The organism is Bradyrhizobium sp. T-12, from assembly GCF_058314695.1.
The window spans coordinates 5,358,323-5,379,925 of record NZ_CM177756.1 but is presented as its reverse complement, the minus strand read 5'-3'; the positions used below and the strand labels follow the sequence as shown (position 1 = coordinate 5,379,925).

Here is a 21,603-nt window from a genome sequence, read left to right as displayed (position 1 = left end):
CGCGCCGGAGCGATGATGATGGGCCTAGTTCGGCAGCGAGAACACGGTCAGCGTGCCGCCGAGTGCCGTGTAGTTGCTGAGGGCTGCGTAGCCACCGACTGCGCCGAGACCTGCGGTCGGATCGGTCAGACCGGCCGCCAGACCGATGCCGGCCCAGCCGCCGACGCCGGAGAGCACTGCGACGTATTGCTTGCCGCCGTTCTCATAGGTGGTGACGTTGCCGATGATGCCGGAGGGAGTCTTGAACTTGTAGAGCTCCTTGCCGGTCTTGGCGTCGACCGCCTTCAGATAGCCTTCGAGCGTGCCGTAGAACACCACGCCGCCGGCGGTTGCGAGCGCACCCGACCAGACCGAGAACTGCTCCTTGTTCGACCAGACGATCTTGCCGGTCTTGCCGTCCCAGGCGATGAAATTGCCCATGTGGCTTTCACCCTGCGGCGGATACATCGAGAGCGTCGCCCCCACATAGGGCTGGCCCGCGGTGTAGCTCACCTTGAACGGCTCGTAGTCCATGCAGACGTGGTTGGTCGGAACGTAGAACAGCTGCGTGTCCGGCGAGTAGGCTGCCGGCTGCTCGTCCTTCGTGCCGAGCGCGGCCGGGCAGATGCCCTTCACGTTGTGGTCCTCGCCCGCCTTGTCGGTCGAAGCTGCGTCGAGCACCTTCGGACGACCATAGGTCGGCGAGTTCTTGTCCATGTCGACGCCGGAGGTCCAGTTCACCTTCGGATCGTACTTTTCGGCGACCAGCAGCTCACCGGTGGCGCGATCGAGCGTATAGCCGAGGCCGTTACGATCGAAGTGCGTCAGCAACTTGCGCGGCTGGCCGTTGATCGACTGATCCGAGAGGATCATCTCGTTGACGCCGTCATAGTCCCACTCGTCGTGGGGCGTCATTTGATAGACCCACTTGGCCTGGCCGGTGTCCGGGTTGCGCGCCCAGATCGTCATCGACCATTTGTTGTCGCCGGGACGCTGCTTCGGATTCCAGGTCGAGGGGTTGCCCGAGCCGTAATAGAGCAGGTTCAGCTCGGGATCGTAGGAGATCCAGCCCCAGGTCGCGCCGCCGCCGATCTTCCACTGATCGCCTTGCCAGGTCTTGAGGCTCGAATCCTTGCCGACAGGCTTGCCGAGCGCGGTGGTCTTCTCCGCGTCGACCAGGATCTGGTCGTCCGGTCCTTCCGAATAGCCGCGCCAGGCCAGCTTGCCGGTCTTGATGTCGTAGGCCGACATATGGGCCTGCACGCCGAACTCGCCGCCCGAGATGCCGATCATCACCTTGTCCTTGATGACCATCGGGGCCGAGGTGCCGGTCTCGCCCTTGCTGGGATCGCCGTTCTTGGCGGTCCATGCGACCTGACCGGTCTTGACATCGAGCGCGACGAGGGTGGTGTCGGCCTGATGCAGGAAGATCTTGCCGTCGCCGTAGGCAAGACCGCGGTTAACCGTGTCGCAGCACATCACCGGGATGACGTTCGGGTCCTGCTTCGGCTCGTACTTCCAGACGATCTTGTTCTCCTGCGAAAGGTCAATGGCGTAGACCTTGTTCGGGAAGGGCGTGTGGACGTACATCATGTTGCCGATGATCAGCGGGCCGCCTTCGTGGCCGCGCAGCACGCCGGTCGAGAAGGTCCAGGCCACCTGGAGCTTGCCTACGTTTTGTGCGTTGATCTGGTTGAGCTTGGAATAACGGGTATTGGCGTAATCGCCGGTCGGCATCACCCAGTCTTTCGGGTTCTGCGACATCTTGAGCACTTCATCATTGGCTGAGGCGCTCCCGACGGCGAGCGCCGCCGCTGAGCCGAGAAAGGTCGCCAGTAGCACCTTGCGCATAGTCATTCCTCCGTTGGTCTCGTTTATTGTTTCCGTAGCAATATCGATTCACCGGGCTTCTCGTCCGGCGTCTGCTCGTGCAGGGCGGTCACGATTGGGACCAGAAACGATGCTGTGCTGTTTCCTCCTCCTGATGAGAGCCACGGGTCCACGTGCAGGAGCGGCCCGTTCTTGTTGTTCCTGCCGCAATCCCTAACGACTTCGTCACCGGGAAACTTGCCCAAGAGAGAAGCCGGTTTGCTCGACAGCGCACGGCGGAAAAGAATTTGATTTTGCAGTAGCGAATTCAGCGGCTTCCGCGCGGCATCACGGCCCCTCTCAACGCTCAGGTTCCCCTTGACGGCGCTGCAACTAAGGCGGAGGATTAACTTTCAAGGGTGGCAATGGAACGATGGCGCTCGTGCCAAAAGACCGCTCAAATTCGAGGTAAACGTCACGCAATTACGGCCGAGGGCTCCGGCAGCGCTGGTCGCGATTCGCGTCGAACTCCGGATCAACCAGTGGCTGGATTAATGTCCGACACCATTCACACGCTCTCGACGACCGGCATGACGCCGAAGCGCCAGATCCAGAGCTGGATCGACGGGCTGACGAGCCTGTGTGGGCATTTCGACGTCGATCCGCTGGAGGCCTCGTCGCTCGAAGGTCGTATCGACTACACGAGCGTCTCGCGCCTCAAGCTCTGCCAGATCGAGGTGAGCCAGCATCGCCTCGCGCACACGCTGGCGCGCGCCAAGGCCAATGAGCACCCCTACATCAAGATTCACTTCCAGACCTACGGCGTGTCCTATTTTGAACAAGAAGGCCGCCACATCGAGATCAACCCCGGCGACATCATCGCCTATGACGTCTCCTGCCCGCATTCGATCATCAGCCCGGCCTTCACCCGTCACGACGTGGTGATCGTGCCAAAGGCGCTGCTGCGAGACCGTGGATTCCCATCGCAGCGGATGCCCGCATGCAAGCTGTCGGCGAAGACAGGCACGGGGCGGATCGCCCACGATTTCGTCCATGCGACCTTCGACGAAGCGGCAAAGCTGTCGGCGAACAGCGCGGTCGGCGTCGCCGATTCGCTGATTGACCTGCTGCTGCTGCCGCTGCGCGAAGCCGACACGATGTTCGACCGGGTCGGGCCCGAAGCGATGTATGTGCGCGCGCAGTTCTTCATCCGCGAGCACCTGCGCGATCCGGATCTGTGCATCGACCAGATCTCCGCCGAGCTCGGCTGCTCCAAGCGCTATCTGCACATGTTGTTCTCGGAACGCGGCACCACGGTGAGCGACTACATCTGGCAGGCGCGCTTGCAGAACTGCCGCCAGGAGCTCGAGGCTCACGCCGGCAAGACCATCACCGATGTCGCGTTCTCCTGGGGCTTCTCCAGCTCATCGCATTTCAGCCGGGTGTTCCGGAAATACTTTGGCGTGGTGCCGTCCTCGATCCACAAGGCGCAGCAGGGCGTCGCGAGTTCGGGCGAGCATTAGGCGGGCGCCGGAGTCGCCCCGGTGATCACGCCGCTCCGGCGACCAAATGCCGGTTACGCCGATGCCGCAATGTAGGGAATGCTGACGAGCAGGGCGGCAAGCAACACGGCGTTGCAGAGCATTCCACTCCAATGCAGCCGCCGCAGCCGACCCGCGGCATCGGTATCGCCGGCTTCGCCGGCGTTGAGCTGCTCGTCCATCCGCTGCATGAACCAGCGGCGCCCGCCGATCGCAAGAGCTGCAAGCAGGCCGACGCCGATCGCGGCGAGCGGGCGGCCGTCGAGCAGCAAAGCCAGTGTCGCGACGATTCCGGCAACGCGCATCACCAGAAAATGGGCGTTGAACATGCCGCGCAGCAACAGCGCGACCGGCCTTATATCAAGCTTCACCAGCAGGAAGGCGGGCGATGCCAGCGTGAAATAGCCCATCGGAAAAAGCAGTATGACCATAACGGCGACGGCGACTGCATCCGGTGTCATGCGATCGGCCCTAATTGTCCGCCCCAGGGGGGGCTTGCGGCGGTGGCGCACAATCATAACGTGAAATTGCGCTTCCGGCACTAGGCTTTGGTCGGAAGCCGGCCCGGCAGGACGGCCGGCGCGCGCGCCTCGGGGCTCAGGCCGGTTCGAGGCCAAGTGATTTCGCGCTCTCGATCCAGACCGGCAGTTCGCGCTGATACAGTTCGTTGGTCTCCTTGAAGCCGATGGCGGGCTCGAGCACGAAGGTGGCGAGTACCTCTTTCACTTTCGGATCGTTGTTGGCCGCGACGCAGAGCTCCGCCAGGCGGTCGATGACGGCTTGCGGCGTTGCCTTGGGCACGGCCCAACCCGAAAAGCCGCTGACGGTGAAGAATTTCGAGGTCGCGCCCTGCTCCGGGAGGGTCTTGACGGCGGGGATCGCGTCGACCTTCTTCGAATGCACCGCGAACACTGTGCCGCGGTCGCTTTGTAGGACCGATTGTGCCGCCGTGTAGCTTCCCATCGCGACATCGAGCGTGCCTTCGAGCATCCCGGTCCACATCGGCGCCTCGCCACGGTAATGGATCGGCTCGATGTTGAGGCCGTACTGCTTGTTGAGCTCGTTGATCGTCATGTGCGGGGCCGAGCCCGCGCTGTAGGTGCCGAAGTTCACCTTGCCGCTCTTGCGCGCGAAGGCGACGAAATCCTCCAGCGTCTTGACCCCAGTCTTCGGATTGGCCACCAGCAACAGGCCGGCGCCGGGAATGACGCTGACGAGCGTCAGGTCCTTGTCCATGTCGTAGCCGGGATTCTTCATCACCACGCGGTTCATGATGTAAGTGGTCGAGATCGAGCACAGCATGGTGTGGCCGTCGGGCTCGGCGCGGGCGACCTCCGCCGTGCCGATCGCGCCGGACGCGCCGGGCTTGTTCTCGACGACCACGGTCTTGCCGACCTGCTTGGAGATGAATTCGCCGTAGGCGCGCGCGAGCAGGTCGGTCTGCCCGCCGGCGGGATAGCTGCAAATCATGCGAATCTGCCGCGACGGCCAAGTGCCTTGTGCCGAGGCGCTGCGCGAGACGAAAGGCATCGCGAAGGCGCCGGCTCCGGCGGCGATGAAGTGGCGGCGATCGATTTTCTTGGACATGATTCTCTCCCGGTTCCGGGCAGGGTACTGCACCAGGCTGGCGCCGCCATCGGCGTCAGGCGAGACAGATTGGCGCATTCGCTACGGCGTCGGTCTGAGATGCGGGAGCAGAGTTCGTGCACCGGACGCGGCGCAGCGCTCCTTCAGCCGCGCGGCACGGCGCGCCGCACCGCGTCCGGGATACGAGAGCCTCACCGCTGGATGATCTTGGTCCAGACGTCGCCCAGAATGGCGGGCTCGCGCGGCGGCAGATAGGTGAGGCCGGCCTGCCTGCCGAATTCGGCGATCCTGCCTTCGGCCGCGAGGGCGCTCAGCGCCTTGTTGACGGCCTCGATCAGCGCGCCATCGCCGGCAAGCCCGACATAGCCGCGATTGGCGCCGATCGGATAATAATAGCCGGACGCGGTAAGCGCCGTATCGGGGTGCGCGGCGCGATGGGCGTCGAAGCGCGCGAGGTCGATCAGCGTCGCGTCATGGTCGCCGCGCTGGAGCGTGCCGAGCAGATCGTCGCGGCCGGGGACGAGATGGGTGATGCTGTCGATCAGCCGCCCCTTGTCGAAGGTCATCAGGATGGCATCGCCGAGCGAGCCGCTTTCGATGACCAGGCGAAGCCCGGCGAGATCGCCGATGTCGCTGATCTTGCGGCCGCCTGCCTTCGGCCCCAGCACCACCGTCATCGGCGAATAGACGTAAGGCAGGCTCGGCGCGAGCACGCCGAGCGCGACGCGGCGCCGCCGATCGTCGCGCGTGGCCCCGGCGAAGTCGGGCAGGCGCGCCGTCTTCATCCCGGGGACGACGAGCGAATCCTGCGTCAGCGCGTAGCCGCCGACGAGCGAGCAGCGCCCGTCCGAGAGCAATGCGTTGGCCTCGAGCTGGGGGCTCGAATCCTCGTCCAGCTTGCTCTCGAACCACTGGATCGTCAGCGTTCGTCCGAGCCGCTCCGCCACCGACTGCGCCAGCAGCACGTCGAAGCCGGCGTCCGGCTTGCCGCGGTGGTGCGCCGAGAGCGGCGGCCGGTCCTCGTCGAGACAGATCCTCAGGGGATCGTCGGCCGCGAGCGCGACCGATGATGCCATCGCCGAAAGAAGCGCCGCGACGCTCCACGCAGCCCGCCAGCCCCTCATGGCTTCCTCCGGCTGGAGATGAAGGCCCAGAGGTCGCCGATCTGGTCGTCGCTGAGAATGTCGCCCCAGGGCGGCATCCTGTTGTTCTTGCCGTTCTTCACCGTGGTGACGAAGCGTGTCTTGTCGTCGGGGAAGACGCGCAGGTCCGGCGTGATGGTGCCGGAGTTCATCAGGTTCGGGCCGTGGCAGTGCGAGCATTTCTCGGCATAGGTCGACTTGCCGTGGTCGATCTGCGCCTGCATGGGATTGCCGGTCGGCTCGTCGGAGGCGCGAACGGTCGCCGCAAGCGCGACCGTCAGCACCAAGGCGGCGGCGAAGACCGCCGCCGTCTCGTGTGACATTTCTCTCAGCATCATGCCGCGGATTACTGCTTGACCGCGAAGACCCACAGCGAGCCGCCGGGCGGCACCTTGGCAAGTCGCTCGTCGCCGGAGAACAGCGAGTAGACGCCGCCATAGCCTGATGTCACCGCGACATATTGCACGCCATCCTGCTGCCAGGTCACCGGCTGGCCCTCGATGCCGGACCCGGTCTGGAATTGCCAGAGCTTCTTGCCGGTGTCGGCGTCGAAGGCCTCGAACTCGCCGGTCAGCTGGCCCGAGAACACGACGCCGCCGGCGGTCGACAGCACGCCCGAGAAGCGCGGAATGTCGCTCGGCGCTTCCCATTTCGACTTGCCGGTCATGGGGTCGATCGCCTTGAGATGACCGCGCGGGCCGTCGTCGAACTGCCAGGGATCGGTCAGGTCCATGCCGAGATACCATTCACCCTGCTTGAAGGTGACGGGCTCGGCCTTGTACTTGCCGCCGAAGTTGAGGGTGTTGGCGTAGGCCAATCCGGTCTGCGGATTGAACGACATCGGCTCCCAGTTCTTGCCGCCGAGGATGGACGGGTAGACGGTCACCTTCTTGCCCTCGCGCGCATCCTTGGCAACGTCGGTCTCGATCGGCTTGCCGGTCTTCATGTCGACGCCGGTCGCCCAGTTCACCTTCACGTAAGGGTTGGCCGCGAGCAATTTGCCGTTGGTACGGTCGAGCACGTAGAAGAAGCCGTTGCGGTTGGCATCCATCAGCACCTTGGTCGGCTTGCCCTCGACGTTCATGTCGGCGAGGACCATCTCGGCCACGCTGTCATAGTCGAACGGATTGTTCGGCGAGAACTGGTAGTGCCACTTGATCTTGCCGGTCTTGGGATCCATCGCCAGCACGGAGCAGGTGTAGAGATTGTCGCCGGGACGCACCGCCGAATTGAACGGTCCGGGATTGCCGATGCCCCAATACACCGTGTTCAGCTCGGGGTCGTAAGACCCCGTGATCCAGGTCGAGCCACCGCCGAGCTTCCAGGTGTCGCCTTTCCAGGTGTCACCGCCGGGCTCGTCCGGCGAGGGGATCGAATGGGTACGCCAGAGATGCTTGCCTGTTGCCGGATCCCAGCCGTCGATGAAGCCGCGTGTGCCGAACTCGGCGCCGGAGATGCCGGTGATGACGACGCCGTCGGCAACCAGCGGAGCCACCGTCATCGAATAGCCTTCCTTGATGTCGGCCGCCTTCTGCCGCCACAGCTCCTTGCCGTTCTTGGCGTCGAGCGCGATCACGTTGGCATCGAGCGTGGTGCGGAAAACCTTGCCGTCATACAGCGCCGCGCCGCGGTTGATGATGCCGCAGCAGACGATGCGCGGCGTCTCGGCGGGATATTCGACCTTGGTTTTCCAGATCTGCTTGCCGGTCTTGGCGTCGACCGCCATGGTCGCATTGTGCGAGGTCACGTAGATCACGCCCTGGTACACCAGCGGCTGCGATTCCTCGCTGCGATCGTCGTTGAAGGAGTAATTCCAGACCGGGACAAGGTTCTTGACGCTATCCTTGTTGATCTGGTTCAGGGTCGAGAAGCGCTGCAGATTATAGCCCATCCCGTAATTGAGAACGTTCGATGTATCAGTCGCGCCCTTGACCAGCTGCTCGGTGGTCTGTGCGCTTGCACAAGTCGATGCAAGCATGACGAGGCTCGCGGCCATCGCAAAGCGTTTCATCCGTTCCTCCCAATATGCGCGCCTTTTGACGCTGCGGGAGCAACACTCCGTCGGAAACCAAAACGCGTCAATACGAAAGTCGCACGTGTCGTGCCGATATCTTTGAACGCCGGCGATGGTCACTTTAGGGAAACCTGACGCGGCCGCGTCAAATTGTGCGGAGACGCTGAAAAAATTCCGCGCCGCGAGGCAGCTCCGGACGTGGATCGTCGAGGGGCGAGGATCTGGTTCCCCCGGTTGTCGCGCGCGCAAGTTGCAATTTCGGACTTGAACCGGCGGCCTCTTGTGGACTTATGTCGTTTCTATCCCGCCCGAACCAGGGCTCTTCGTCTGGGAGGTCTTGATGATTTCGCGTCGCTCAGTTGCACTTGCGCTCACGATTGCATTGTTGTCCGGCCCGGCGTGGTCGGCCTCCGGCAATGCGATCAAATTGTTCGATACCGACAATGACGGCACGCTCGATCTTGCCGAGGTGAAGAAGGCGGGAGCGGCATTGTTCGCAAAGCTCGATCCGGATCATGACGGCACGCTCGACGCGCGCGAATTGCGCGGACGTCTCTCGGCGAAAGAACTCGCAGCCGCCGATCCCGACCGCGACGGCACGCTGACGCTCGACGAATATCTGTCCGTGGTCGAGCAGCGTTTCAATGCGGCCAATCCCGACAAGGACGGAACGCTGGATGCGAAGGAGCTGAATTCGCGCGCCGGCCGCGCGCTGTTGCGATTGTTGCGGTGAGCGGTGCAATCGGAAAAGACGTGACGAGGGTGGCTTTTTGCGAGCATTTCCGCTCCAACACTCGGAACATCGGGCAGCTCGGCCTGTTCTCTTCGCGATGTCCTGCCCGGCGCCGGGGCAACGCGGCGGGAGAAGAGGAGATGCAGATGAACACGAAACGTTCCGTTCTTGCCGCCTGCGCGATCCTGACCTTGAGCGCCGGCGTTGCCATTGCCGGCCCGTGCAACACGGGCAGCGCCAGCACTGACAAGGATGCCGGTTCTGGTCCGGTCACCGTGGGCTCGGCGCAATCGCACGCGTCCGGTTCAGCCGGCGACTCCAGCCAGCATCCGCCGACGAGCACGATGAATCGTGCGAGCGGCGAAACGCCGGCGTCGTCCGAAGATTCGCAGCGACAGATGCAGAGCCAGCCGACGGCCGCTCAGCGAGCCGAAGGTGCCAAGCCGAACGGCACAACAATGGCCGACAAGGGTTGCTGACGGCGCGGTGCCGTTGGTGTCGATTCGACGCGCGGTGCGTCGCACAGGCAGCGTCTCGCAGGTCGTGTTTGACCAAGAGAGAACTGGCCTTGTCCGAGAGAGAAATGCAGCCGCGAAGAATCGACACAGACGAGCTCGCCAGACGAATCGAGGCTTGAACTGCATCTGACGCAGCCCTAGGTTTTGCGCCGCGCGATGTCGCGCTCAATACCTTGGGGAGACCCCGAATGGCTTGGAAAGCTCCGAAGATCGTGGAAGTGCCGGTCGGCATGGAAATCAACATGTACGCCTGCGCTTCGCGCAAGTAAGACTGACGACCTGCCGCGGCTTCGATGGCAAACGCCTTTGAAGCCGTGGTAGTGTCGGGAATGCGCGCGAGAGCCACCAGCTTCTGGACCATTGCTGCCTGCACGGTCGCGCTTCTGCCCGCATGCGCCGGCGCCGAAGAGGGTTTCGATACCGAGCACATCTTCGGCTTCATGATCGGCACCGATGTCGGCAATCCCGGCGAGCGCGAATTCCAGACCCAGACCACGGGCCGCTTCGGCAAGGGCGCAGGGACCTATCGCGCGCTGGAGAAGGAGGTCGAGATCGAGATCGTGCCGATGCCGAACTTCCGCATCGAGGTCGGAGCCACCGCCAGCCTGCACGACATCACCGGCGTCCCCGATATCGACGACCGCCGCCAATTCAACTTCCAGGGAGCTTCGCTCGACCTGCGTTATCGTTTGCTCGACCGCGAGCGCGCGCCGTTCGGCCTCACCGTCGCCGCCGAGCTTCATGGCGACCGCATCGACGAGACCAGCGGCGCAAAAGGGCGGATGTACGGCACCGAGTTCACGCTGGCCTTCGACCGCGAGCTCATTCCGAACTTCGCCATCGGCGCCCTCAATTTGATCTATCAGCCGGAATGGGCGCGCTTCGAAGTGGCGGGCACTTCCGAGAAGAGCTCGACGATCGGGGCGGCGTTGGCCGGCCTGGTGCGCGTGCGGCCCAACGTGCTGCTCGGCGGGGAGCTGCGCTACTTCCGGCAATATGAAGGTATCGGACTCGGCGAGCTCTCGGGCCAGGCCCTGTTCGTCGGCCCGACCGCCTATGTCCAGCTGTCCGAGCGCTCACGGCTGACCTTGAGCTGGAGCATGCAGGCCTGGGGCCGCCCGGCCGGATCAAGCGGCAATCTCGACCTCGTCAATTTCGAGCGCCACCAGGCCCGGATGGTGTTCGGGGTGAACTTTTAGGTCCTTCCCCACCCACAAAGGGGTGCGGGATCCGAGCCTTTCGCCTGCAGTTCCCGCCCATTCCCCTGGCAAGTTGAAACTTCCCCCTCCGTCGAGCGTATCTTTTCGTGCTAAATCTCCATCGTCCCCTGCCAGAGGATCCCGGCATGAACCCGATTGACCTGGTGGTAACCGTGTGTGCGGTCCTCTCGCCTGCGACCTGCGAGGAGCAGCATCTGATGTTCAACTACGGTGGGTCGCCGCGGCAATGCGCGATGGCCGCACCGCCCTATATCGCGCAATGGGTCGGTGAGCATCCGAAGTGGCAGGCGGTGCGGTGGCGCTGCGAATATCCGCATCCGAACGACAAGGCGTGAGACGCCGCGCTACTTGGTGCAGTCCTTCAGATCCTTGTCGGCAATCGAGAACACCGCGTCCGCCCTGATCTCGATGTCGCGGACCACGCATTGCCGACCGTTGGGATAGCCGACCTTGGCGTCGTAGCGGCCGGGCTCGACGCCGCTGATGCGCAGCCGCTCGTCGTGGTCGACCTCCTTGTCCTTGTCGTTCAAGCACTGGTTCGGGCCCCAGTCGGTCTTGCCGGCGGGTGAAAGCTGAAAGCCGGAGATCGTCTCCGTCGTCAGGTTCCAGAGCCTGATGCCCTTGCCCTTGGCCTGCGCCAGTGCCGCGCCCGGCACCGCGACCAAGAGGATGCCGATCGCAATCAGCCTACGCCGCATTGGTGAGCCCTCCCTCGACGAATTGATCCAGTTGACCACGAGTGTTCATTTCGCTTCAAGCTGCAAGGCCGCCAGCTCGGCCCTGATCCTCACCAGATCGGCTTCGCTGCGCATCGCGCGTGGAATGGCGATCGGCACTTCCTCCACGATACGCGCAGGCCGCGGCGACAAAAAGAACAGGCGGTCGCCGAGCCGGATCGCATCGTCGAGACTGTGGGTGACGAGCAGCGTCATCATCGGGCGGCTCGCCACCAGGGTCGCGATCTCATCGCGCAGGCGGCCGGCGAGCGCGTCGTCGAGCGAGGCGAGGGGCTCGTCGAGCACCAGCAGATCGGGTTCGACGGCGAAGGCGCGGGCGAGCGCAACGCGCCGGGCAAGACCGAGCGACAACTCGCCGGGAAAGTGGCTGCGATGCGCGTCCAGCTCCAGAAACCTGAACAGCTCCGACAGCTTCTCCTCGGTCACATCAGGAGCAGCCAGCCGCACATTCTGCTCGACCGAACGCCACGGCAACAGCCGCGGCTCCTGGAACACCATGCCGATCCGCGCCTGCGGCGGACGGGCGACATGGCCGGTGAACTCGCTGTCGAGACCGAGGATGATGCGCAGCATCGTGCTCTTGCCGCAACCGGAGGGACCGATGAGCACGCCGACCTCGCCGGGGCAAAGCGCGAATTTGAGCGGCGCGAGCACCTCGTGGCTCCCGCCCGCGGCACTCCTGAATGTCTTGCCTGTGATGTCGACTTCAAGCCGCACGGGGCCGCCACCGTGTTGCGCGGGCTTCGAACGGCTGCACCAGCAAGGTTTCGATCACGAGCACGACCGCGGCGAATGTCAGCGAATAGGCGAGCAGCCGCGGCGTGTCGAACAGCTGAAAGGCGACGCCGATCTCGAATCCGACGCCGTTCGGACGTCCGAGCAGTTCGGCGACCAGCACGATCTTCCACACCAGCGACAGTCCGGAGCGGGCGGCGGCCGCGATATAGGGCGCAAGCTGCGGCAGCACGACATGCCGGAACGCGCGCCAGCGCGGCATCGCGAACACGCTCGCCATCTCGTCGAGCGAGCGGTCGAGCGCGCGGGTGCCCTCGCGCAAGGTGACGACCGCGGTCGGCAGCTTGTTGATGGCGATCGCCGCGATCGCGGCGGCCTCGGTGAGACCGGCCCAGATATAGGCCAGCACGATCACGACCAGCGCGGGCAAATTGAGCAGGAGGATCAGCCAGGGATCGCCGAGCCGGTCGGCGAGCCTGACTCGTCCCATGAGGTAGCCGATGGCGCTGCCGAGCGACATCGCCAGCACGAAGGCGAGCGTGACGCGCGCCAGCGTGGCGCCGAGATGCAGGAACAGCGCGCCGGTTGATGCTTCCGCGATCATCACCTCGAGCACAGCCGGCGGGGAGGGCAGCTTCGCGCCTCCGACGAACAGCGCGGCAATCCACCAAGTCACGAGGAAGAGGGCGAACGAGAGAAGACGCAGCACCTCAGTCTCCAGGCACGGCGTGATAGAACGTGCCGGGATCGAGCTCGGCGGCGGGGCCGACGAGGTCGCGGCCACCGGTCTCGGCCAGCACGCGATACAGCACGCGCGCGTCCTGTTCCTCTTCAGCGATGCTCCGGCGCGGAATGCCGTCGCGATAGCGCTCGCGATAGGTCTTGAGCAAGGTGACATCGTTGGTGCCGGTGAGCGGGGCGATCTTGTCCCAGGCCGCATCCGAGGTGACCAGCAATTGCTTGGCCTTGCGGGTCATGGCGATGAAGCGGGCCACGGCGTCCTTGTGGCTTGCCGCCCAGCTTTCGTCGAAGACGTAACCGACCGCGGAGACGGCGCCCTTGGCGCCCAGCTTCGGCAGGATCTCTTCGATGCCGGCGAGGCGCCTGAAACCCTTGGCTTCGAGCTGGGCACAGAAATTCCAGAAGTTCAGGCTCGCCTCCATCTCGCCGTCGAGTGCCTTGGCGGCGATCAAAGGCGGGGCGCCATAGGCGATGGTCGCCTCCGACTTCAGGTCGATGCCGTCCTGCTTCATGCGCGCCTGAAGCAGCAGCCAGCTCTTGTCGATCGCTCCGCCCGCGACGGCGAGCTTGCGGCCCTTCAAGTCGGCAAGCGTCTTGATCGGCGACGATGCCGGCACCATCACGGCGCCGAGCGCACTGGAGTAGGGATAGAAGGTGAGCTTGGCGCCGAGCGCCCGTTCGCGCGACACCCACAGCCAGTCCGACAGGATGATGTCGGCGCTGCCCGCGCGCATCGCGATCTTGCCGGCCTCGGTGCTCGCGAGCTCGGTGACCTCCAGCGCGAGATCCGCCTCCTTGTCGAGCCCGCTCGCGCGGATCGCGGCCAGCTCCCAGGAGAATGTCCCGGTTTTCTGCACCGCGAGGCGGATTGTCTCCGCGGCGCGGCCGGGTGCGGCCAGTGTCAGCATCAGCGTCGTCGCGAGCGCCAATGTTCGACCAAGTGCCCATATCACACCAAGTGCTCTCATCGCCTTGTGAGCCGTTTCCTCTGACAGAGTGCTTTTCAGGACAATACGCATAGCATAGCTTTGCTCGCAACCCGCGGGAGGATGCGCATGAAACTGGCCGGACAGCTACGACCGATTGTCGCCGTATTGACGGTGCTGGCGTCGAGCGCGTGCGTCGCGCGGGCCGAGGAAGCCAACGATTATCCGACGGCGGCGCGCGCGGAGTACGTCTATGGCTGCATGAAGGCCAATGGCGAGAGCCGGCAGTCGATCGAGCAATGCTCCTGCTCGATCGACGTGGTGGCCTCGATCGTCCCCTATGAGCGCTATGTTACCGCGGAGACCGCGCTCAGCATGTCGCAGGTGCGCGGCAATCTCGGCGTCCAGTTCCGCACCTCGGAGCAGGCGAACACGGCGGTGAATGATTTGCGGCGCGCGCAGGCGGAAGCCGAAGTGAGGTGTTTTTGAAGATTTCTTCCTTCTCGCCTTGTGGGAGAAGGTGGCGCGAAGCGCGGGATGAGGGGGATCTCTCCGCGAGCTCATGTGTGGAGAGATAGCCCGCACCCGTCTCGCCGCTGCGCGGCGATCCACTCTCTCCCGCAAGGGGAGAGGGAATCAGAGCAGGCGTCACGACCTAAGTCCCCGGCTTCTCCACATCCCACTCGTTGCGGAAGACGTGTCCCTCCGTGTCCTTGGCTTCCGCGCGGAAACGCTTGGCGCCGTTGGAGACGTAGGTGAAGCGCAGATTAGGATCTTCCGAGATCGAGATGCCGCCTTCCATCGATAGCACGGGGCTACCGTCCTGCGTTAGCTTCAGCTGGTTGACGAAGAAGGCGGGAATATAGAGCTGCGTGACCTGGTCCATCTGCAGGCCGGAATTGTTGGGATGGCCGATCATGATCTGCGCTTCGCGGATGCGGCTCGCCGGCGCCTCCTCGCGCGCGAACTGCCGGTAGCGCATCTGGCCGAGTCGGTTTTGCGCTTCCTCGGCGTTCTTGCCTGCCGGCGCCGAGCAGCCGCCCGAAGCCTTCACATAGACCTTCGAGACATAGAGCTGCCCATCGCTGAGCTCGGCCACCGCGTGGACGTCGGTGTAATTGTTGACGCGCACGCGCGTCGAGATCTCGGTGACATTGGCATCGGGCCCGAGCTCGAACTTCGCGGCCATCGGCGCGGGGTTACGGTCGATCACGAGCGTGATCGAACGGATCCGGCGGCTGTCTGCGGGCGACAGCTTGCTGCGCAAGGTCACCGGCACGATCGCCGCGTCCTCCGCGCGATAGGGCATCTCGATGCCGATGACGGCGCTGCCGTCATTCATGGGCCGGCTGTTGAAGATGTCCTGCACCAGACCCGGCCACGGATCGTAGGCCTCTTCAGCCTGCGCGGGCACGGCGAAGGCGATGCCGAGCAGTGCGGCGATCAGGGGCAGGCGGCGTGTCCATCGGGTCATGGTTGTGGTCCTCTGAGTCAGCGAAGCTGATCTCTGAGTCAGCGAAGCTGATCTCCCGCACATGTTAGCGCGCCCGCTACTCCCATTCAATTTCCGAGAATGCTGCAGTTGCGTTCCGGGCGTTGTAATCGCCGAACAGCTCCCAGCGCGGCCGTTCCTCGGCAGCAGCCTTGTCGGCGGCGGCCCGGATCGGCTCGCCGTTCTTATTCAGCACGCGCACGTCGGACAGCAGCGTTGACAGGTAACGCCGTTCATCGGTCAGCGCGGCAGGCCACTCGCTCACGGGTCCGTGACCGGGAACGACGCGTTGCGCCGGAATGGTCTGCAATTCCTTCAATGTGTCGAGCCAGCCGCGGATGCTGCCGTCCATGACCGGAATGTGGCGCAGAAAAACGAGGTCGCCCGCGAACAGGGTCTTGGTCGTCTCGTCGTATACGCTCATGTCGCTGTCGCTGTGCCCGGTCCGCCAGGCGCGCAGGGACAGGCGACGCGATCCGAGATCAAGCGTCATCGTGTCCGAAACCAGGAGGGTCGGAGCAATGATCTTCACGGGATCGATCAGCTCGCTCCCCATGATGCGGCGAAAATTGTCGAGATAATAGGGCCCGCGCGTCGCGAGCGCCTGGGGCAGCTTGCTGTGGCCGACGAAAACAGTGTCTCCGGCCACAAAGGCCGCGTTGCCGAAGACATGGTCGGGGTGCCCATGGGTGTTGATGACATAGCGGATCGGCTTGGGCGTGCGGGCCCGCACGGCGGCCAGCAGGGCCTCGCCTTCACGCAAGCTGCCGCCGGTGTCGATGACGGCCACGGCATCGTCGCCCACGATGAAGCCGACATTGGCGATGTCGCCCTCGTTCTCGCGGGTCATCAGGGCGATGGTCCCGGAGTGTACGAAGATTCCGGTTGCGACTTCGCTCACAGGCAATTCGGCCGTCGCGGCCCGTGCTAGCGTTGCGATCCCCAGCAGGGACAAGGCTGCGATCACTCGAGCGATGCGAGACACTTTTCCGCCTCAGTTCAAAGGATTGGCCGCATTGCACTGCAACAAAAACGAAGTCAGCAAAGTTCGGCGAGACAATTCCTGCAGGACATGGTGCGTCATGCGTTGCATGGATAGCATTCAAACAAAACGAGGAGGAAGCACGATGACGGAGGCCGGACGACATCGTCGCTGGTTATTTTCAATGTGGGTCCTGGTTGCGTCCTGCGCGCTCGGCGATGTCGCCGTGGCGCAGACCAATGACAGCGGCGACCTCTCGTTCGAACTGGTCGACCCGAACGTGCTGCGCGTCTGTGCCGATCCGCGCAATCTGCCGTTCTCGAACGAAAAGGGCGAGGGGTTCGAGAACAAGCTCGCCGAATTCTTTGCCGACAAGCTCAAGAAGAAGCTCGACTATGTCTTCTTCCCGCAGGCCACCGGCTTCGTGCGGATGACGCTGGGCGCGCATCGCTGCGACGTCATCATGGGCTTTCCGCAGGGCGATGACGTCGTGCAGGGCACCAATCCCTATTACCGCACGACCTATGCACTGGTCGCCAAGGCCGGCAGCGGGCTCGAGGACGTCGACACGCTCGAGGATCCGAAGTTGAAGGGCAAGCATGTCGGCATCGTCGCCGGAACGCCGCCCGCGACCAACATGGCCATTGCCGGGCTGATGAGCAATGCAAAGCCCTATCCGCTGATGATCGACACGCGCTACGACAATTCGGCGCAGGCCATGATCGACGACCTCGCCGCCGGCAAGATCGACGCCGGCGTGCTGTGGGGACCGATGGCCGGCTACTACGCGAGGAAAGTCGGCTCGCTTCATGTCACGCCGCTGGTGAAGGAAACCACGGGGCCGAAGCTGGTCTATCGCATCGGCATGGGCGTGCGTCCCGCCGACCAGAACTGGAAGCGGCAGCTCAACAAGCTGATCCAGGAGAACCAGGGCGAGATCAACAAGATACTGATCGACTTCGGCGTCCCGCTGCTCGACGAGAGCGATCGGCCGCTCAATGCGGAGACGGCCAAGAAGTCGCCATGAGACGGCTTCTTGCCACTGCGCTCGTCGTCGCCGCGTTGGCGGCGCCGTCGTTCGCGCAGCAGCAGGAGCCGTTCGAGCCCGAGGGGTATCGCGCCGACAATTACCGCGCGCCGGTGCCGGCGACGCTGGCCGGCGCGCGCGTGCTCACCACGGCGGAAGCCGAGACGATCTGGCGCGCGAAGAGTGGTGCGTTCATCGACGTGCTGCCGAGGCCGCCGAAGCCGAAGAACCTTCCGGAAGGCACGGTGTGGCGCGATGCGCCGCGAAGGAACATTCCGGGCAGCATCTGGCTGCCTGACACCGGCTACGGCTCCTTGCCGCCGGCCATGGATGATTATCTCCAGCGCGGGCTCGCGCGTGTTTCGGGCGGCGACAAGGCCGCGCTGATCGTGATCTATTGCCTTGCCGATTGCTGGATGTCCTGGAACGCCGCCAAGCGGGCGCTGGCCTATGGCTATTCCAACATCGCCTGGTACTCCGACGGCACCGACGGCTGGGAGCGCGCCAAGCTGCCGACGGAAGAGGCGCAGCCGGAGCCGCGGCCGGAGCAGTGAACGACTTGATTGGCCGCGCTACGCATTCGTGTCCCGGACAAGCCGTAACGCGTGAGCGTTGCGGCGCAGAGCCGGACCCAGACGCCGCGAGTTCGTCTGCGACATGGGCCCCGGCTCTGCGGTGCAACGCTGAAGGGCGCTGCACCGCGTCCGGGGCACAAGGAGAAAGACGCATTCTGGCGGGACAAAAGCGGCGAGGCGGACGCCCAATACTTACTGCTTCTGCAACTTCGTCAGCGTGCCGGTGCCGTTATTGTCGGTGGCAGAATAGTTCACCCTGTCGCCGGCATGAACGGCGTCCAGCATCGCGGCGTCCTTGGTCTTGTACTCCTGCAGCGCACCGGCACTCCCGGTGCTGGCGCCGACCGTGCCCTTCTGGGTCTGCTGGATCGAGATCGTGCCGTTGAGCCGGTCAATCCGCATGACCATGCCGGTCATGTCGTCAGCAAACGCGCTGGTTGCGAGCATGCTGAGGGCCGCAGCGCCCGCATAGATAAATCGCGTGGTTCCCATCGAGGCCTCCCGACGTTTTGGAGTTCACTTCGACAAGCCATCCTAGATCGATTTGGTTCCGGCAGATAGCAGGGCAAAGGTTAACCAGGCCGCTCCGGGAACCCGGAGGCAGCCTCGGCAAGGCCGACGCTATTCCATTTCCTGCTGGATCACGCGACCGAGCGCGAACAGGCGCTGGTCGATCGTGGTGGGAACCTCGCAGACGAACCGCACCACCTTGTTGCGGTCCTCGAAAATGCGGGTCTTCCAGATCAGCTCATTGCTGAGCGCCTCGACCTTGGCTTCGTCACGCGGCGTGGCGCCCTGCAGCGCCTGGAGCTGGATGGCCTCCTCGCGGATCTTCTCAGCGGCCTCGCGCTGCTTGCGGCTGACGCGTTCGAGCCCGTTCATGACCTGCGAACGCTGGGCGTTGAGCGTATCGAACAGGCCGGCGAACAGCAGCTTTGCGTTGCTGGCCTTGTCGGTGGAGGAGGCGGCCAGAAAGTCCTTCACCGATTTCTCAGCCTCGTCGATCGGCGTCTTGCGCGCCGACAGTTTGGCGACCAGCGCGGTGATTTTCGTGTCGTTCTTCCATTTGGTCTCGGCATCGTCGAGCGCAGGACCGGCCCAGACGGCGGCAAGCGAGATCTCCGGCACCTTGGCCTGCGTGCAGGGCCAGTTGGGGTAGCGCGGATCGGCCGCGCGCACCGCCGTGCCCGACAGCGCGAGCACCAGGACAGCCGTCGCCAGAACCTTCATCCTTCGCCTCCTGCAGGCCCCCGTCGCGCCAGCCCGCGCGAGGGATCATAGGCCCAAATCGCGCCGATCATGAAGACGATTGTGCAAGCCGCTACCACCGCCAGCGAGATCCAGTTGATCTGCCCGTAGAGTGCAAAACGGATCAGCTCGACCGCATGGGTGAACGGATTGACCTCGCAGAGATAGTACAGATAGGGACTGCCCTCCTGCACCCGCCACAGCGGGTAGAGCGCGGAGGAGGCGAAGAACATCGGGAAGATGACGAAGTTCATCACGCCGGCGAAATTTTCCAGCTGCTTGATGCCGGAGGAGATCAGCATGCCGAGCGAGCCCAGCATCAGCCCGGACAGGATCAGCGCCGGCAGCACGGTGAGATAGCCCGAGGATGGCGGGGTGATGTCCCAGAACCAGGCGATCAGCAGGAAGGCATAGACCTGGAGCAGCGACACTGCGGTGCCCGCCAGCAGCTTGCAGAACAGCAGGAAGCCGCGCGGCAGTGGGCTCACCAGCAGCGTGCGCATGTTGCCCATCTCGCGGTCGTAAACCATCGACAGCGAGGATTGCATGCCGTTGAAGAGCTGGATCATCGCCATCAGCCCGGGCGCGATATAGACCTCGTAGAGGATGTAGGTCTCGTAAGGCGGGATGATGGAGATGCCGAGCACCTGGCGGAAGCCGGCAGCGAAGATGAACAGCCACACCAGTGGCCGCACCAGCGCCGAGACGAACCGCTCGCGCTGATGCAGGAAGCGCAGCCCCTCGCGCCAGACGATGCCGGTGAGACACGTCATGTACTCGGCAAATGAGAAGCCGCGCGGGACCTCGCGCGTCGTGATGCTGCTCATGCGCCGCCTCCCGGCATGGTTTGCGCGCCGGTCAGGCGCATGAAGGCGGTGTTGACGTCCTGCGCGCCGGCTTCGGTAATGACGCGGCTCATCGGTCCCTGCGCCAGCACCTTGCCCTGGTGCAGCACCACGAGGTCGTCGCTTGGCATGATCTCGTCGAACAGATGCGTCGCCCAGAGCACGCCGATGCCTTGCTCGGTCACGAGCTGGCGGACCTGGCTGATGATGTCGGCGCGCGCCTTGACGTCGAGACCGACGGTCGGCTCGTCGAGCAGCAACAGCCGGGGCCGGTGCAGCAGTGCGCGGGCGATCTCCAGCCGCCGCATCTGCCCGCCCGAGAGGTCGCGCACCTTGCTGCCGGCGCGGTCGGAAAGCCCGATGCGGCCGAGCAGCTCGGCGCTGCGCGCGGCGGCCTCGCGGCGGCTGATGCCGTGGAGCGCGGCGTGATAGAGCAGGTTCTGCGTCAGCGACAGGTCGAGATCGAGCGTGCGCGGCTGGAACACGACCCCCAACAATCGTAGCGCCTCGCCCGGGCTCTTGCTGATGTCATGGCCGAAAATGCCGACACGGCCGGACTGGATGCCGAACAGGCGCGTGATCAGCGAGAACAGCGTACTCTTGCCGGCGCCGTTGAGGCCGAGCAGGGCGGTGAAGCTGGCCGGCTGCACATTGAAGGAGACGTCGATCAACGCCCGGCGCGGCCCATAGGCATGGCTGACGCCGTCGATCGAGAGCGCCGGCGCCGCGGCCGGATCGGGGCCCGGCACCTCGCCTGGGTCGGGAATCGGAGCTGGGCTGGTCATGGCGCGATCGTGATGCCCCAGGGCAGCTCGCCCACTTGAATGGTCTTGATCACCTTTTGCGCGGCGACGTCGATGACGGAGACGTCGTTCGAGACGCCGTTGGTGGTCAGCAGATATTTTTCGTCCGGGGTGAACGCCATGTGCCAGACCCGCTGTCCCACCAGCAGATATTTCGTCACCTTGCGCGAGGCGACGTCGACCACGGCGATGCGGTTGGCCGGGCCGAGCGCGACGAAGGCGGTCTTGTCGTCCTTGGTCATGCCGATGCCGACCGGCTGGATCGCTTCTTTCCGCAAGCCCGGGATCTCGAAGGTGACCTTGCCGATCACCGCGTGCTTCCCGGGATCGATGATCGAGACGGTGCCGCCGATCTCGGAGGACACCCACACCTCGGAAGCGTCGTGCTTGAACTCGGCAAAGCGCGGCCGGGCGTCGACCAGCACGTTGGCGACGATCTGGCGCGAGGCGGTGTCGATGAAATGCGCCATATTGGTCGTTTCCGACGTATTGATCAGCGTCTTGCCGTCCGGGCTGATGGTCATGCCTTCGGGCTCGACGCCGACCTGGATGTCGCCGAGCCGGGAGCGCTTCTCGAGGTCGATCACCGTCACCGTGTTGTCGTTCTCGTTGGCGACATAGAGGATCTTGCCGGCGGCATCCTGGGCGAACAATTCCGGATCTGGGCCTGAGGGCAGGCTGTCTACCACGCTCTGCGTCTTGGCATCGATCACCTGGATGGTGTCGTCGTCGCCGACCGCGACCATCACGAACTTGCCGTCGCGCGTGAAATCGATGCCGCGCGGGCGCTGCCCGACCTTGATGGTCTTGGTCACGGTCCAGCTGTCGGTGTCGATCACCGAGACGGTGTTGCTCTTCTCATTCGAGACATAAGCGATGAAGGCATGCGCGGGCGCTGCCGCGAGCGCCAGTCCGGCGAGAAGCCCAACACGCCCCATGCGCAGCATTT

The 21,603-nt window shown here is 64.3% G+C and carries 26 protein-coding genes; 9 read left to right on the top strand and 17 right to left on the bottom strand.

Annotated elements, in window-relative coordinates:
• Window positions 1-24: 24 nt before the first annotated feature.
• The gene (xoxF5, locus tag AC0WRY_RS25710) at window positions 25-1,830 is read right to left on the bottom strand and encodes a lanthanide-dependent methanol dehydrogenase XoxF5 (protein ID WP_194408409.1); all 1,806 of its coding nucleotides are present in this window, start codon (window positions 1,828-1,830) and stop codon (window positions 25-27) included.
• 512 nt (window positions 1,831-2,342) lie between these two features.
• Between xoxF5 and AC0WRY_RS25705 the strand changes: the two genes are divergently transcribed.
• Window positions 2,343-3,311: a helix-turn-helix domain-containing protein gene (locus tag AC0WRY_RS25705; RefSeq protein WP_194403582.1), complete on the top strand. Its 969-nt coding sequence runs from the start codon at window positions 2,343-2,345 to the stop codon at window positions 3,309-3,311.
• 53 nt (window positions 3,312-3,364) lie between these two features.
• Here AC0WRY_RS25705 and AC0WRY_RS25700 read toward each other — a convergent pair whose 3' ends face one another.
• The 5 genes from AC0WRY_RS25700 to AC0WRY_RS25680 all read right to left on the bottom strand — a co-directional run bounded on the left by AC0WRY_RS25700 (window position 3,365) and on the right by AC0WRY_RS25680 (window position 8,069).
• Window positions 3,365-3,790 carry a hypothetical protein gene (locus tag AC0WRY_RS25700; protein ID WP_194408408.1) on the bottom strand — a complete coding sequence of 142 codons (426 nt, stop codon included), beginning with the start codon at window positions 3,788-3,790 and terminating at the stop codon, window positions 3,365-3,367.
• A 136-nt stretch (window positions 3,791-3,926) separates the two neighbouring features.
• Window positions 3,927-4,916, bottom strand: coding sequence for a Bug family tripartite tricarboxylate transporter substrate binding protein (locus tag AC0WRY_RS25695; RefSeq protein WP_194403581.1), 990 nt, complete (start codon window positions 4,914-4,916; stop codon window positions 3,927-3,929).
• 191 nt (window positions 4,917-5,107) lie between these two features.
• Window positions 5,108-6,040 carry a substrate-binding periplasmic protein gene (locus AC0WRY_RS25690; protein ID WP_194403580.1) on the bottom strand — a complete coding sequence of 311 codons (933 nt, stop codon included), beginning with the start codon at window positions 6,038-6,040 and terminating at the stop codon, window positions 5,108-5,110.
• Window positions 6,037-6,393 (bottom strand): c-type cytochrome, encoded by a 357-nt coding sequence (locus AC0WRY_RS25685; RefSeq protein WP_194408407.1) that lies wholly within the window; start codon window positions 6,391-6,393, stop codon window positions 6,037-6,039. The genes AC0WRY_RS25690 and AC0WRY_RS25685 overlap by 4 nt, the downstream gene beginning before the upstream one ends.
• 11 nt (window positions 6,394-6,404) lie before the next feature.
• Window positions 6,405-8,069 (bottom strand): methanol/ethanol family PQQ-dependent dehydrogenase, encoded by a 1,665-nt coding sequence (locus AC0WRY_RS25680; protein WP_194403579.1) that lies wholly within the window; start codon window positions 8,067-8,069, stop codon window positions 6,405-6,407.
• A 343-nt stretch (window positions 8,070-8,412) separates the two neighbouring features.
• On the opposite strand from AC0WRY_RS25680, the gene lanM reads away from it, so the two are divergent.
• The 5 genes from lanM to AC0WRY_RS25655 all read left to right on the top strand — a co-directional run bounded on the left by lanM (window position 8,413) and on the right by AC0WRY_RS25655 (window position 10,878).
• Window positions 8,413-8,805: a lanmodulin LanM gene (lanM, locus tag AC0WRY_RS25675; RefSeq protein ID WP_194403578.1), complete on the top strand. Its 393-nt coding sequence runs from the start codon at window positions 8,413-8,415 to the stop codon at window positions 8,803-8,805.
• Window positions 8,806-8,945: 140 nt separating this feature from the next.
• Entirely contained in the window at window positions 8,946-9,284 is a 339-nt protein-coding gene (locus tag AC0WRY_RS25670) for a hypothetical protein (RefSeq protein ID WP_194403577.1), read from the top strand.
• Window positions 9,285-9,511: 227 nt separating this feature from the next.
• On the top strand, window positions 9,512-9,592 hold the full coding sequence (gene pqqA, locus AC0WRY_RS25665; protein WP_008562446.1) for a pyrroloquinoline quinone precursor peptide PqqA: 81 nt from the start codon (window positions 9,512-9,514) through the stop codon (window positions 9,590-9,592).
• 24 nt (window positions 9,593-9,616) lie between these two features.
• Entirely contained in the window at window positions 9,617-10,522 is a 906-nt protein-coding gene (locus AC0WRY_RS25660; RefSeq protein WP_194403576.1) for a DUF6662 family protein, read from the top strand.
• A gap of 146 nt (window positions 10,523-10,668) precedes the next feature.
• Window positions 10,669-10,878, top strand: coding sequence for a hypothetical protein (locus AC0WRY_RS25655; protein WP_194403575.1), 210 nt, complete (start codon window positions 10,669-10,671; stop codon window positions 10,876-10,878).
• 9 nt (window positions 10,879-10,887) lie between these two features.
• Here AC0WRY_RS25655 and AC0WRY_RS25650 read toward each other — a convergent pair whose 3' ends face one another.
• From AC0WRY_RS25650 to AC0WRY_RS25635, 4 genes are read right to left on the bottom strand one after another with little or no spacing between them, the layout of a single operon-like run.
• Window positions 10,888-11,241, bottom strand: coding sequence for a hypothetical protein (locus tag AC0WRY_RS25650; protein ID WP_194403574.1), 354 nt, complete (start codon window positions 11,239-11,241; stop codon window positions 10,888-10,890).
• 45 nt (window positions 11,242-11,286) lie between these two features.
• Window positions 11,287-11,997 carry an ABC transporter ATP-binding protein gene (locus tag AC0WRY_RS25645; protein WP_194403573.1) on the bottom strand — a complete coding sequence of 237 codons (711 nt, stop codon included), beginning with the start codon at window positions 11,995-11,997 and terminating at the stop codon, window positions 11,287-11,289.
• Window positions 11,987-12,724 (bottom strand): ABC transporter permease, encoded by a 738-nt coding sequence (locus AC0WRY_RS25640; RefSeq protein ID WP_194403572.1) that lies wholly within the window; start codon window positions 12,722-12,724, stop codon window positions 11,987-11,989. Before AC0WRY_RS25640 ends, AC0WRY_RS25645 begins: the two co-directional genes overlap by 11 nt.
• Window position 12,725: 1 nt before the next feature.
• The gene (locus AC0WRY_RS25635; protein ID WP_194403571.1) at window positions 12,726-13,724 is read right to left on the bottom strand and encodes an ABC transporter substrate-binding protein; all 999 of its coding nucleotides are present in this window, start codon (window positions 13,722-13,724) and stop codon (window positions 12,726-12,728) included.
• Between the two features lie 87 nt (window positions 13,725-13,811).
• Here AC0WRY_RS25635 and AC0WRY_RS25630 point away from each other — a divergent pair, with 87 nt between their 5' ends.
• The gene (locus AC0WRY_RS25630) at window positions 13,812-14,171 is read left to right on the top strand and encodes a hypothetical protein (RefSeq protein ID WP_194403570.1); all 360 of its coding nucleotides are present in this window, start codon (window positions 13,812-13,814) and stop codon (window positions 14,169-14,171) included.
• 166 nt (window positions 14,172-14,337) lie between these two features.
• Here the strand turns inward: AC0WRY_RS25630 and AC0WRY_RS25625 are convergent, their stop codons facing one another.
• Both AC0WRY_RS25625 and AC0WRY_RS25620 read right to left on the bottom strand, forming a co-directional pair.
• On the bottom strand, window positions 14,338-15,156 hold the full coding sequence (locus AC0WRY_RS25625) for a quinoprotein dehydrogenase-associated SoxYZ-like carrier (RefSeq protein WP_194403569.1): 819 nt from the start codon (window positions 15,154-15,156) through the stop codon (window positions 14,338-14,340).
• Window positions 15,157-15,232: 76 nt separating this feature from the next.
• Window positions 15,233-16,159, bottom strand: a complete 927-nt coding sequence (locus AC0WRY_RS25620; RefSeq protein WP_194403568.1) for a quinoprotein relay system zinc metallohydrolase 2 — start codon at window positions 16,157-16,159, stop codon at window positions 15,233-15,235.
• A gap of 142 nt (window positions 16,160-16,301) precedes the next feature.
• On the opposite strand from AC0WRY_RS25620, the gene AC0WRY_RS25615 reads away from it, so the two are divergent.
• Together AC0WRY_RS25615 and AC0WRY_RS25610 are read left to right on the top strand one after the other, a co-directional pair.
• Window positions 16,302-17,183, top strand: coding sequence for a substrate-binding domain-containing protein (locus AC0WRY_RS25615; RefSeq protein ID WP_194403567.1), 882 nt, complete (start codon window positions 16,302-16,304; stop codon window positions 17,181-17,183).
• Window positions 17,180-17,737, top strand: a complete 558-nt coding sequence (locus AC0WRY_RS25610; protein ID WP_194403566.1) for a PQQ-dependent catabolism-associated CXXCW motif protein — start codon at window positions 17,180-17,182, stop codon at window positions 17,735-17,737. The genes AC0WRY_RS25615 and AC0WRY_RS25610 overlap by 4 nt, the downstream gene beginning before the upstream one ends.
• A gap of 213 nt (window positions 17,738-17,950) precedes the next feature.
• Here AC0WRY_RS25610 and AC0WRY_RS25605 read toward each other — a convergent pair whose 3' ends face one another.
• The 5 genes from AC0WRY_RS25605 to AC0WRY_RS25585 all read right to left on the bottom strand — a co-directional run bounded on the left by AC0WRY_RS25605 (window position 17,951) and on the right by AC0WRY_RS25585 (window position 21,601).
• Window positions 17,951-18,250 carry a copper-binding protein gene (locus tag AC0WRY_RS25605; protein WP_194403565.1) on the bottom strand — a complete coding sequence of 100 codons (300 nt, stop codon included), beginning with the start codon at window positions 18,248-18,250 and terminating at the stop codon, window positions 17,951-17,953.
• A 129-nt stretch (window positions 18,251-18,379) separates the two neighbouring features.
• Window positions 18,380-18,988, bottom strand: a complete 609-nt coding sequence (locus AC0WRY_RS25600) for a hypothetical protein (RefSeq protein WP_194403564.1) — start codon at window positions 18,986-18,988, stop codon at window positions 18,380-18,382.
• Window positions 18,985-19,833 (bottom strand): ABC transporter permease, encoded by an 849-nt coding sequence (locus AC0WRY_RS25595; RefSeq protein ID WP_194403563.1) that lies wholly within the window; start codon window positions 19,831-19,833, stop codon window positions 18,985-18,987. The genes AC0WRY_RS25600 and AC0WRY_RS25595 overlap by 4 nt, the downstream gene beginning before the upstream one ends.
• Window positions 19,830-20,636, bottom strand: coding sequence for an ABC transporter ATP-binding protein (locus AC0WRY_RS25590; RefSeq protein ID WP_194403562.1), 807 nt, complete (start codon window positions 20,634-20,636; stop codon window positions 19,830-19,832). Before AC0WRY_RS25590 ends, AC0WRY_RS25595 begins: the two co-directional genes overlap by 4 nt.
• Complete coding sequence (locus AC0WRY_RS25585; RefSeq protein ID WP_194408406.1) at window positions 20,633-21,601, bottom strand: YVTN family beta-propeller repeat protein; 969 nt, start codon at window positions 21,599-21,601, stop codon at window positions 20,633-20,635. Before AC0WRY_RS25585 ends, AC0WRY_RS25590 begins: the two co-directional genes overlap by 4 nt.
• Window positions 21,602-21,603: the final 2 nt, after the last annotated feature.

Bases quoted from the DNA above. Each gene is read 5' to 3' on its own strand.
- xoxF5 (WP_194408409.1), bottom strand. From the start codon at position 1,830: ATGCGCAAGGTGCTACTGGCGACCTTTCTCGGCTCAGCGGCGGCGCTC.
- AC0WRY_RS25705 (WP_194403582.1), top strand. From the start codon at position 2,343: ATGTCCGACACCATTCACACGCTCTCGACGACCGGCATGACGCCGAAG.
- AC0WRY_RS25700 (WP_194408408.1), bottom strand. From the start codon at position 3,790: ATGACACCGGATGCAGTCGCCGTCGCCGTTATGGTCATACTGCTTTTT.
- AC0WRY_RS25695 (WP_194403581.1), bottom strand. From the start codon at position 4,916: ATGTCCAAGAAAATCGATCGCCGCCACTTCATCGCCGCCGGAGCCGGC.
- AC0WRY_RS25690 (WP_194403580.1), bottom strand. From the start codon at position 6,040: ATGAGGGGCTGGCGGGCTGCGTGGAGCGTCGCGGCGCTTCTTTCGGCG.
- AC0WRY_RS25685 (WP_194408407.1), bottom strand. From the start codon at position 6,393: ATGCTGAGAGAAATGTCACACGAGACGGCGGCGGTCTTCGCCGCCGCC.
- AC0WRY_RS25680 (WP_194403579.1), bottom strand. From the start codon at position 8,069: ATGAAACGCTTTGCGATGGCCGCGAGCCTCGTCATGCTTGCATCGACT.
- lanM (WP_194403578.1), top strand. From the start codon at position 8,413: ATGATTTCGCGTCGCTCAGTTGCACTTGCGCTCACGATTGCATTGTTG.
- AC0WRY_RS25670 (WP_194403577.1), top strand. From the start codon at position 8,946: ATGCAGATGAACACGAAACGTTCCGTTCTTGCCGCCTGCGCGATCCTG.
- pqqA (WP_008562446.1), top strand. From the start codon at position 9,512: ATGGCTTGGAAAGCTCCGAAGATCGTGGAAGTGCCGGTCGGCATGGAA.
- AC0WRY_RS25660 (WP_194403576.1), top strand. From the start codon at position 9,617: ATGGCAAACGCCTTTGAAGCCGTGGTAGTGTCGGGAATGCGCGCGAGA.
- AC0WRY_RS25655 (WP_194403575.1), top strand. From the start codon at position 10,669: ATGAACCCGATTGACCTGGTGGTAACCGTGTGTGCGGTCCTCTCGCCT.
- AC0WRY_RS25650 (WP_194403574.1), bottom strand. From the start codon at position 11,241: ATGCGGCGTAGGCTGATTGCGATCGGCATCCTCTTGGTCGCGGTGCCG.
- AC0WRY_RS25635 (WP_194403571.1), bottom strand. From the start codon at position 13,724: ATGAGAGCACTTGGTGTGATATGGGCACTTGGTCGAACATTGGCGCTC.
- AC0WRY_RS25630 (WP_194403570.1), top strand. From the start codon at position 13,812: ATGAAACTGGCCGGACAGCTACGACCGATTGTCGCCGTATTGACGGTG.
- AC0WRY_RS25625 (WP_194403569.1), bottom strand. From the start codon at position 15,156: ATGACCCGATGGACACGCCGCCTGCCCCTGATCGCCGCACTGCTCGGC.
- AC0WRY_RS25615 (WP_194403567.1), top strand. From the start codon at position 16,302: ATGACGGAGGCCGGACGACATCGTCGCTGGTTATTTTCAATGTGGGTC.
- AC0WRY_RS25610 (WP_194403566.1), top strand. From the start codon at position 17,180: ATGAGACGGCTTCTTGCCACTGCGCTCGTCGTCGCCGCGTTGGCGGCG.
- AC0WRY_RS25605 (WP_194403565.1), bottom strand. From the start codon at position 18,250: ATGGGAACCACGCGATTTATCTATGCGGGCGCTGCGGCCCTCAGCATG.
- AC0WRY_RS25600 (WP_194403564.1), bottom strand. From the start codon at position 18,988: ATGAAGGTTCTGGCGACGGCTGTCCTGGTGCTCGCGCTGTCGGGCACG.
- AC0WRY_RS25595 (WP_194403563.1), bottom strand. From the start codon at position 19,833: ATGAGCAGCATCACGACGCGCGAGGTCCCGCGCGGCTTCTCATTTGCC.
- AC0WRY_RS25590 (WP_194403562.1), bottom strand. From the start codon at position 20,636: ATGACCAGCCCAGCTCCGATTCCCGACCCAGGCGAGGTGCCGGGCCCC.
- AC0WRY_RS25585 (WP_194408406.1), bottom strand. From the start codon at position 21,601: ATGCTGCGCATGGGGCGTGTTGGGCTTCTCGCCGGACTGGCGCTCGCG.